The sequence below is a fragment of the Bifidobacterium jacchi genome, from assembly GCF_009078285.1.
Classification (GTDB): Bacteria; Actinomycetota; Actinomycetes; order Actinomycetales; family Bifidobacteriaceae; genus Bifidobacterium; species Bifidobacterium jacchi.
Genome location: NZ_RQSP01000001.1, coordinates 158,856 through 169,864 on the forward strand (window position 1 = coordinate 158,856; position 11,009 = coordinate 169,864).

At 63.9% G+C, this 11,009-nt stretch carries 2 protein-coding genes; both read right to left on the reverse strand.

Annotation, left to right across the window (positions count from 1 at the left end; genetic code table 11):
* Positions 1-4,938: Rib/alpha-like domain-containing protein (locus EHS19_RS00655; RefSeq protein WP_194162100.1), on the reverse strand; the 4,938-nt coding region annotated here is incomplete at its 3' end.
* Positions 4,939-5,500: 562 nt separating this feature from the next.
* Entirely contained in the window at positions 5,501-9,430 is a 3,930-nt protein-coding gene (locus EHS19_RS00660) for a family 20 glycosylhydrolase (RefSeq protein ID WP_151915861.1), read from the reverse strand.
* Between the last annotated feature and the right edge of the window lie 1,579 nt (positions 9,431-11,009).

Sequence of the window (11,009 nt, forward strand, 5' to 3'; positions counted from 1 at the left end):
CACAGTGAAGCCGTCACCGGCAACCGCATACGTCGTGCCCTCGGGAGCAGCCGCCGCGGCACCCGCCTTGGCGAACGCCACCTTCGCGGAGGCGGCCGTACCGACCTTCGCTGCGGTCTCCTCGTATGCGGGCACATACTGATCGGCCAGCTTCTCGACAGGCGTCGGCTCGTCCTTCTTGGTCACGGTGAACGTGACGGTCGTCTCGTCGGTCGACTTGTCGGAGTAGGTGACCGTCACCTTGGCGCTGACCTTGGTGCCGGCGGTCCTGCCGGTCGCGTCGAACGTGACCTTGCCGCTCGCCTTGTCGATCGACAGCGCTGCATCGGCGCCGTCGGCCAGCGCGAACGTGGTGTCCGCGGGTGCGGCGGCCTCGGTGTCGGCCTTGGTGAACGTCACCGCGGCGGTGCCGGACTCGTCGGCCTTCACCTCCACGTTCTGCGGGTATGCGGGCGCATACTGATCGGCCAGCTTCTCTACAGGCGCGGGCTTGGCGGCGACGTTGAACGTGACCTCGGCGGTGTCGGTCGACTTGTCGGAGTAGGTGACCGTGACGGTAGCCTTGACGGCCTTGCCGTAATCCGCCTCGGTCGGCGTGTACGACACCGTGCCATCGGCGGCCACAGTGAAGCCGTCACCGGCAACCACATACGTCGTGCCCTCGGGAGCAGCCGCCGCGGCACCCGCCTTGGCGAACGCCACCTTCGCGGAGGCGGCCGTACCGACCGTGGCATCCACCGCCTGATAGGACGGTTCATACTGATCGGCCAGCTTCTCGACCGGCGTCGGGGTCTGCTCGTCGGTGTAGGCGAAGACGGGCGAGACGTACAGATCGGATGCGGTCACGCCCGAAGCGGCAACCGCCTCGAAGCGGATCACATCGCCAACGGCCACGCTGATCGTGCCCTTGCTCGCCACGCAGTCGGCAAACGCCTGATCCTTGGTCTGCGCCTTGGAGATCGTGGTGGTGCAGATCGCGGTGCCGTTCTTGGTCAGCGAGAGCGTCACGTTGCCTGCCGCATTGGCATTGCGGCGCTGCGGCTCGTTCTCGCGATCCAGCGACACCTTGACGTTGCCGGCCTTCGGCGCGACCCATGCGATCGCGGTACCGCCCGCCGAGCCGGGATCATCGATCAGCAGACCCTGACGAGAACCGCGGTCCTGACCCACGGCGGGCAGGTCGCCAAGATTCCCGGTCAGACCGGCACCGTAGTAGGAGTTGTACATCGACATCGGGTACTGCGAGGAGAACGTGGTGATGTTCGACCATGCGCCGTTCTCGCCATCACGCTTCTGGGAGTTCATGATGACGCCCTCGGACACCGTGAACTCATCCACCCAGTTCCACTCGTTCTTCTGCACGACCTTGTAGTCGTCGTGAACCGTGGAGCCTTCGGCGGAGAAGCGCAGCACGTCGCCGGCCTGGATGGCGGCGGTGTTCTCCAGCTTCGTGTCGCCGCGATAGACGGCCTTGGCGGCGGTCGTCGGTTCGGCGGTCACCAGATCGAGCAGCTGCGCGACGGTGGTCGGGTTCTTCTCGGTGAACGGCACGTAGATCACCTTGCCGTCCGCCGTGGTGCCGGTCTCCAGCTTGGAGGCGCCCAGCGACGCGGGGGCGGTGACGGTGAACACGGCGGAGACGGAGATCGCCTCGTTGGTGTCGGGGAACGTGACGGTGACGGGCACGCTGACCGTGCCGCCGGTCGTCGTGTTGAGCGTCACCTCGCCGGTGGTCGCGTCGATCTTGGCCCCCGTTGGCGCGCCCGCGCCGAGCGCGAACTTGGTGCCGGTCGGCAGCGTGGCGGCGGCGGAGTCGGCCTTGAGCGTGACCTTCGGCGTGCGCTTGAGGTCGGTGCCGGCGTTGCCGGTGACGGCCGGATAGAACACGTTGAGTCGCTGCGCGTCGGACTGGGCCACGTTGAACGTGACGGTCGCCTCGTCGGTGGTGTCATCCGAGTAGGTGACGGTCACGGTCGCCGTCTTCACGGTGCCGTAGGCAACGTTGGCCGGCGTGTACTCGACCGTGCCGGTCGCCTGATCGATGGTCAGGCCGGCGGCCTCGCCCTTGAACGCGTAGGGCTTCACGCCGGTGGGCGTGGCGTCCTTGCCGGCCGCGTCGGTGAACGCGATGGTCGCGCTCGCCTTGGTGCCGACGGTGGCGTCCACGGCCTTGTAGGCGGCCGCGTACTGGTCGGCCTGGGAGACGGTCGGGGCGACATCCTTGTAGGTGATCGTCGGGGAGATGCGCAGCGAGCCGTTCTTCAGGTTGCTGCCATCCTTGGAGACTGCGGACACGCGAATCCACTCGCCCGCCTTCACCTCAAGATCCTGCGTGGTCGTCCATCCCTCGGTCGGCTTGGCCGTGGTGGACAGATCGACGGACTGGACGGTCTTCGTGCCGTTCGTCACCGCAAGCACGACGGTGCCGTCGCTGCCGCCCGCCACCGCGCGGCGGACAGGCTCATCGTTCTTGAAGCTCAGCGTGATGGTGCCGGTCTTCGGTGCCTTCCATGCGATCGCGCCGGCGTAGCCGTTCGGGCCGGGGGCGAGCAGGCCGTGGATGTTGTCGCGGTCGGTCGGATTGGTCTGGCCCTGCGTCGGATTCTCGATGCCGACCGGGTAGTCGGCGTTGTTGATCTTCCAGTTGGACCACTGCGTGTCGAACGTGGTGATGTCGGTCCAATCGCCGTTCGCGGCCTTCTGCTGGGCCTTCCAGCTGAAGCCCTGCGTGCCGTGCGTGTAGTCCTTGACCCAGTTCCAGTCGTTCTTCTGCTCGATCGTATAGTCGATCGGCGCCGCGTTGGAGCCTTCGACCTCGAAGCGCAGCACGTCGCCGGCCTTGATCGCGTCCGTGTCGGCGAGCTTGGTCTCACCGGCGCGGGCCGTGTCGGAGGCGCGGTACACGTTGGTCACGGCGCCCTCACCGGGGGTGACGCCCTTGCGCAGCTCGGCCACGGTGGTCGGATTCTTCGCGGTGAACGGCACGTAGACGATCTTCTTGCCGTCCTTGGTGGCGGTCTCGTAGGCGTTGACGACACCGGAGACGGAGGCGACGTCGCTTTCGACAGCGCCGATGTCCGGCAGGCCCTTGATCGAGTTGCCCATGAAGTCGTTGGTCACCGGGTAGTCGTTGAGATCGGCGATGACCACGCCGGCGTTGATCGCCGGGGAGTCGGCGGCCGGCTTGTAGCCGTCGAAGGAGCCCTTGGCGTTGCCGTGCACGGTGCCGTCGCTCTTCGCGGCGGTCGGCGCCTTGCCGGCGTGGACGAGGACCTTGGCCACGTCGTCGGCGGTCTTCGCGTTCTTGTCGGAGGCCGGCGTGTTGGCGTAGTTGACGTACAGGTTGTTGTTGTACGTCTGCCCGCCCGCCGTGTTGCCGCGGTTCCACGTCTCGGTCTTCTTGGTCGAGGTCGCGTTGATGAAGATGTTGTTCTCGAACTTCGCCTGGCTGTTGGAGCGGCCGGTCAGCACCTGGCTGTCCTCGCCGATGTAGACGGTGTTGTTGTAGATGTGGTTGCCGGTGCCGTTGGTCGGCAGATCGAACACGCCCTGACGGTCGTTCTGCGAGATGTTGTAGCGGAACGTCGTATTGATGGCATACCAGTTGCAGATCATCAGCGCGGCGAACGTGTTGCCGTACGAGTAGTTGTACTGGTAGAGCGTGCCGTCGCCGTAGTCGGCGTCCCACGCCTGGCCGTCGCCGTTGCCGTGCGTCGCGTTGAGGTTGTTGTACATCTCGTTGTACTGGAATACCGGGTCCTTGCTGCGCCACGGCCAGATGCCCGCGGCCACGCGGCCACCGTAGGAGCCGGGCTGCGTGTAGTCCGCGGTATTCATGTGCTTCGAGACGGAGTCGCCCACGTTGTACTGGATGAGCGGACGATCGCAATACATCACGGTGATGGCGTCGCCGCCTGCGCCCTTGATGTAGTTGTTTTCGATCACGACGTTGGTCGCGCCGTACTTGGCGATCACGTCATCGGCGATCTCGCCTCGTTCACCGTATTTGAAGCCGTTGTTCCAGTTCGAGTTGTCGATGTAGTTGAGGTACGCGGTGTAGCCCACGGCGATGCCCCAGCGGTCGACGTCCTTGACGATGCTGTTCTTGATCGTCACATGGTCGAAGCGGGAGACATGGCTCTTGAGGTAGGCGTCATCCTCGGCGGACGTGCGCGCCTTGGGCAGGTGCGCCATGAAGTAGATGCCGCCGTTGGCCAGATGCTTGTTGTAGATGTTGCCGTCCACGTCGTGGATGTTGAGGCCGTCGAGCGTGACGTGGCTCATCGTGGTGCCGTTTTCGGCGATGCCGGCCACGCCGGTGCGGTCCATGCGATCGGCGGAGCGGTCAAGCTTGGTGTTGTCGGAGTCTGCGGTGTCGGTCCACTTCCACGAGTCGATCGGATCGTAGACGTCGGGATCGTCGTTGGTGATCTCCAGGTTCTTGACCGTGATGTAGGAGACGTCCTTGAGCAGAATCGTCGAGGAGACGGTGCCCTTGTTCTTGTGGTTGCCGACCTTCGCTTTGTAGTCCTGATACCACTGGCTGCCGGCCACGCCGTTGGCTGCGATGATCGGCTTGGCGGCATCGGCGTCGCCGTAGTCGGCGATCGTGATCGGCGCGTCGGCGGTGCCGGACGTGTCCTTGATGTGCAGCCACTGGTTGTTGAACGTGGAACCGCGCTTGAGGAGCACCTTGTCACCGGGTTCGAGATCGGTGGCGATCGCGTTGACCTTGTTCAGGGTCTTCCACGCGGTGGCCTCACTGGTGCCGTTGGCGGCATCATCGCCGTTCTTGGAATCCACGTAATACGTGGTGCCGACGTCGGTCGGCGTCTGCGTGTCCGCATCCTTGGCCAACGCCGCCGATGGCGCGGCCAGCGCGAACAACGTGCCCAATGCGGTCAGCGCCGCAATGGGACGGTTGAATCGGATTTTCATGCCGTTCCTTTCCTTCCTTGCATAAGGTGTCGCATGTGCGGCTCGCGCCCCGAAAACCTCGCCTTTCTTCATCGAAACGGTGGGGAGACCGTACTGTGAGCGCGACGGTGATTCCGCCTCGCTGCGTGCCGCATTGCCGTTTAATGTCAATATACTTTACAAAATCTTTAGTGTAGTGCGCCCCCCACCCCAGACGCAACGCCCGCCTCCAAGCGAACGATACTCGATCGCATCCAGTGCAGGCCATCATTCCTGATGCGGCACCCCAGATGCGGCACCCATCCCCCGAATGCACCACCCCGGATGCAGCCGACGTAAACGCAGCCAACCCAGACGCAGCCTACCCAGCGCATGCATGCACAGGGGCGGCACCTCGACGACCTGCTTGCCCGCTACGACGCCGCCATACGGATGGCATACACAGGGGCGGCACCGAGGTCAATCCTCAGTGCCGCCCCTGTTCGCGTGCGGTCAGCTTCGGCGAGCAACCGGCATCGCAGCTCGCGTCGCGCGCTGCGATTTGCGTGGTCGTGATTCGCGTGGCCGCAGCCCTAGCGCGGGCTCAGTCGCGGCGTCGGCGAGCGGAAACCGCCGTCGCCACGCCGGCGGCCGCCAGCACGCCCATTGCGGCGATCATGGCCGCGGTGGATGCACCGGTGTTCGACAGCTTGCCGCCGTTCGGCTGCTTACCCGGCTGCTTGTCGGTTTCGCCCGCTCCACCCTGGTCATCGCCATCCCTGACGACCGTGACCTCGATGGTGCCGCTCACCGCGCCGGCGCGGGTCCTGCCCGACGCCGTGGTCGCGGTGATCGTGGCCTTGCCCTCGGCCTTGGCCGTGAGCCTTCCGGTCGCCGCGTCGATGGCGACGACGTTCGCATTGCTGGAGGACCAGGTCACATGCTGATCGGCGTCCTTGGGCTCCACGCTTGCCGCGAGCGTCGCGGTGGCGCCGACCTTGACGGTCAGCCTGCCGTCCTTGACGCCAGTGCCGGTGATCGTCACCTTGGTCGCAGCCGGCTTGGTCGGCTTATCCGGATCAACCGGCTTATCCGGGTCCACCGGGGTCTTCGCCGCGACTGTGATGGTGCGCGTGGCGGTGGCGGTGTTGCCGGCCTTGTCGGTGACCGTATAGGTCAGCGTGTACGTGCCCGGCGTGTTCACCTCCACCTTGCCGGAGACGATGATCGACAGATCCTGCTCCACGTTGTCGGTGGCGGTGACGCCCTCAAGCGGGGCGAACGCGGTCCCCTGCTCGATGGTCGCATCCTCCACGCCGTTGAGCGTCGGCTTGGTCGTGTCCTCGGTCAGCTTGCCGACCGCGGCCTTGAGCGCATTCGCAGCGTCATCGACGGCATTCTGATCGGCCGATTCGTCCGCGAGAACGTTCTGCGCATTCCTGAGCGCGGTCTGGGCGTCCGCAACGGCATCCGCATTTGTGAACTTGTTCGGATCGGTCAGCTTGGCTTCGGCTTCGGCGACTGCGGCCTTGAGCTCGGTCTTGTCGGCCGGCTGCGGCTTGGGATCCGGGTCCGGTTCGGTCACGGACGGGTTGTCCTTCGGCTGCTCGGGCTCGACGAGCTGCACGGCGGCGACATTCGCCTTGGCGTCGAGCTCGGCGACCGCGGACCAGCTCACGCCGGCACCTTCCTGTGCGATGCCCCAACCGCTGGTGATGACGAACTTGACGTACACGTCACCGGCCGGCACCTTGTCGGCCGGCAGCTTGATGGTCTGCAGTTCCTTGCTGTACGGCAGGCTCGCCGTGGCGACGGCCGTGCCCCAATCGGTGACCTTGGCGACCGAATCGATGCCCGCGGCGCCGACCACGTACACTTCGACGGTCTTGGCGGGACCGTTGAGGTTGTTGCCCGACTTGTCCTGACGGTACAGATGCGTGATCTCGCTGATCTTCGCGTTCTGCCCCGGCGAGGCCTTGAACGCGAGCCAGTGCGGCATCGTGTTCTTGGATGCGTCGGAATAGCTGCTGTGCCAGAACGTGTTCGGATTCTTGTCGAACGCGTTGGCGGCGGGCGTCTGCTCGCTGACCGATTCGGCGGAATCCGCCGCATAGTCGGATGTTTCGACCGATGCGGTCAGCGATCCGGCCAGCGTGGTCTTCGCGGTCGCGAGCGCCGCGGCGTCGCCACCGGTGGCGGTCAGCGCGAACGTGACGTCGGCGGCTCCTGCGGCGGCATCCGCGGTGTTGACGACGCGGAATACGGCCTTGGCGGTCTTGCCGGCCGGAATGGCCTTGAGATCGACCTTGGCGGGCAGCACCTTCCAGCCCTGCGGCACGGACGGTGTGACGGTCACGGCCTTCGTGTTCGCGGTGCTCGGCGCGTTCACGTTCACGGTGATGTCGACCGGGTTCGCCGGAGTGACGGTGGCGGCCGATGCCGAGACGGTCATGCCAAGCTGGCGTTCCAGCGTGAACAGCGCGTTGTCGCCGACCAGATCGGCCGGGAACTGGGCGAGCGTGCCGGCTGCGGGATAGTCGTCCGGCGTGTCGGCCTTGAGCAAGTCGAGATCGATGTGCTTCTCGGTGCCGGTCGCGATGGCGAGACGCTGCTGGGTGAGGGCCGGGGCGATGGTGAATGTGCCGTCCTTCGCCGCGCGCAGCTGCCACTTCTGCTGGTTGCGTTTGGGGGCTGTCTTGTCGCTGATGTCGGTGCGGTAGGTCACGTCGGTGTCGACGCAGTCGACCAGTTCGGGGCGCGCGCCCACCTGGGTGACGACGTTGAGATGCTCCTTGAGCAGCGAGCCGCTGCCGACGCCCTTGGCGAGCGCAAGGCACTTGCCGGTCGCGGTGTCGGTCATCTGATAGTAGCCGTCGGGCGTGGTCTTGAGCACCCACGGCCCCTTGCCCACGCTGTCGAGTCCGGCGATGCGGTAGGTGCCCTCCTCGACAGGCGTGTAGTCGTAGCTGCGCACGTCAAGCGAATGGCCGATCTTGTCGATGTCGGCCTTCATCGCATCCCAGTTGGTCCACGGGCGCGAATCGGACCATGTCATCTGCGAGATGAATCGCATGCCGTCGAAGATCTCCTGCTCGACCTCGTTCTCGGTTTCCAGATCGGAGCGATCCGGCCAGATGGAGACCTTTGCGCCGCGCAGTCCCTCATAGTTCTTGTCGATCTGCTGACCACCGTCAAACGTGCCGGCATTCCAGTTGGCGTTGTTGTACAGATTCCTGGAGTTGACCGTGTAGAGCGACTTCGCCGAGCGCGACCAGTAGAGCGACTGGGAGGCGTTCATCAGCTGGTAGCCGTTGGACGACAGATCGGCCGGCGTGCGGCCTTTGCCTCTGGCCCAGTATTCGACGATGACGTCCTTGTTGAGCGTCACGTTCTTGGTGGTGACGATGCCGTCGTTCCAGATGCGCAGCTTCTTGCCCTTGGCTCTGACGTAGTCGTCGATGTCGTTGATGAACGCGGTGAACGCATCGTTCGGGGTGGAGCCCTCGCCATACTGGTCGATGGCGAACTGCTGGAGCTTGGGATAGTTGGCGAAGCTGGAGCCGATCATGTATTCGTCGGCGCCCATATGCCAGTAGTCGGTGTCGAACACGCCGTCGTATTCGTCGATGAGGGTCTTGTAGAACTGCACGGCGGCCGGATTGGTGATGTCGAGACGGTTGGAGTCCTTGACGCCGTCCTTGTTCTCAAGCTGGTATTCCGGATAGTTCTCCAGCCAGATGTTCATGTGACCGGGAGAGTTGATCTCGGGGATCACGTCGATGCCGTAGGTCTTGGCCTTGGCGACGAACCTTTTGACGTCGTCGCGCGTGTAATAGGACCAGGTCTCGGCCTTCTTCGTGTTCTCCTCGCCCGGCTTGAGCTTCATCTCCATGAGCACGTAGTTGAGGCGTAGATCGGCCATGTCGGCAAGGAAGCGGTCGATCCAGTCGGTGGAGATGTTGATCTGGCATGCACACAGCGTCGCGCCGCGTTCGGCGTACTTCGGCTTGGATGTCACCGAGCCGGCGGGCAGGCTCAGCTGGCCCTGACGCAGCATCTGCGAGACGGATCGGGTGCCGTAGAACACGCCGATGTCGGTGGCGCCGGTGACGGTCAGACCGGTTTTGCCGACCGACAGCGTGAAGCCCTCGTCGCCGAGCTCGGTCTTCTTCGACGCGTCGAGGACGAGCGTGATGTCCTTGTCGGTGGCGCCGGTCGTGGCGGTTGCGATGGTCTTGCCGCTGAACGCGCTCAGTTCGGTGGCGAGCGAGTCGGCTCGGGCCTTGAGCGCGGCGTCGGCCACCACGCGGGTGCCGTCGCCGAGCGTCCATGCGCCGGCGTCCGCGGTCCAGCCGTCGAGGCTGGGGACGGTGGCCGGTCTGGTCAGTCCGCTGGGCGCGGTGGCGTGGTAGCCGGCGTCCGTGATGTCGTCGGCCGCCGATGCCGGGAGGGTGGTGAGTCCTCCCAGCAGTGTCATCGCCGCGACCAGCGACGCGATGACGCGTCCTGTTCGATGTGATGTTCCCTTGTTCATGAGTGCTTCGTTGCCTTCTGTGTTCCGTTGTTTCCCTGCATGGCTGCATGGCTGCATGGATCCGCTTGGATCTGCTTGGATCTGCTTGCCATGCTGATTTGCCGGTTTTGCTGGATTTTGTTGGCTTTTGTTGATTATGCTCCGCGCCCGATTCGCGATGCGGTCCTTGCGTCGCGTCGAACGCCGATCATCGCTTCGATGCGAGCCTCGCCTCCTCGCTGCTTTCATTGCGGCGAAAGGAGCACACGCACCTTAACAATGACTAGGAATTATTGTATACCTTCCTAACAATATATTGTGCTATCCGACCCACAAGCGCAAGATCCTCTCGAAACGAGGCCCGATCCCGAGAAAACCTTGCGCTGACAGGCTGGTTTGCGCAAGCAATTCTCGAACTCAGGGCTAATCCCGAGAAAACCTTGCGCGAAGCAACCCGCAAGCGCAAGAGAATCTCGAAACAAGCCCGTCGCTCCCGAAATCGGCCCCGGCGCAGACACCCCGGCCCACCACAGGCCACACACAAACCACCATCACACAAACCGGCAAAGAGCCAGATTTCGGGAAAACGGCCATTTCGTAAATCCCGAGAAATCCTTACGCCAAGGAGGTCGTTTGCGCAAGGAATTCTCGAAATGAGAGACTGTTGCTGTTTTCGTGGGTTGGATGGTGGGGCACCATGGTTGGGCACCATGGTGGGGCACCATGGTTGGGCGCTAGGGAGGGACGAGAGAGGGGTGCTGCTGTAGCGCAACCATGCCCCGAGACAGCACATTGTTGTAGCGCGAGTGCTGTAGCGCAGTAGCGCACGCTTGCTGCATACCCCGTGCATAATCCTTGGCTGCGAGGTGCTGAACCGGTCTGTGCTGGTCTGTGCTAGTCCGGGCCCGTCTGTCACGCGATGCGAAAAACGGGTAAAACCGCGTCGCGTGACAAGCTGCGACCGGGCGCGATGCTCAGTCGTCGTGCTACGTCATTGCAAAACGGCGGAATCGCAATGATCTGGCACGGGGCTGTGCCGGGCCGGACCAGGCCGGTCTGTCACGCGGCGTGAAAAACGGGCAAAACCGCGTCGCGTGACAATCCGGTCTGTCACGCGACGACGAAACCGTCGACTATTGCGTTGCGTCCCACTGTTTCGTGGATGTTCTGCGGGACGGAACGCGCAGTAGCGCGCAGTAGCGCGCAGTAGCGCAAGTGCAGTAGCGCAAGGATTTCTCGGGGAAAACGGCCATCTCGTAAAATCCTTGCGCTAAGGGGGCCGTCAGCGCAAGGATTTCTCGCAAAGAAGGGGGACTTCGTAAAATCCTTGCGCTGGGACAGTGCCTAGCGCAAGGATTCTACGAACTCAGGGCAAATCCCGAAAATTCCTTGCGCTAAGGAAGCGCCAGACAGGAAACACTAGAGAGGGACGAGAGTGGGACGAGATGTGGGACGAGATGTGGGACGAGAGATGGGCGCTGTTTAGCGCAAGGATTTCTCGGGGAAAACGGCCATCTCGTAAAATCCTTGCGCAAAGAGGGCCGCTAGCGCAAGGATTTCTCGCAAAGAAGGGGGACTTCGTAAAATCCTTGCGCTGGGA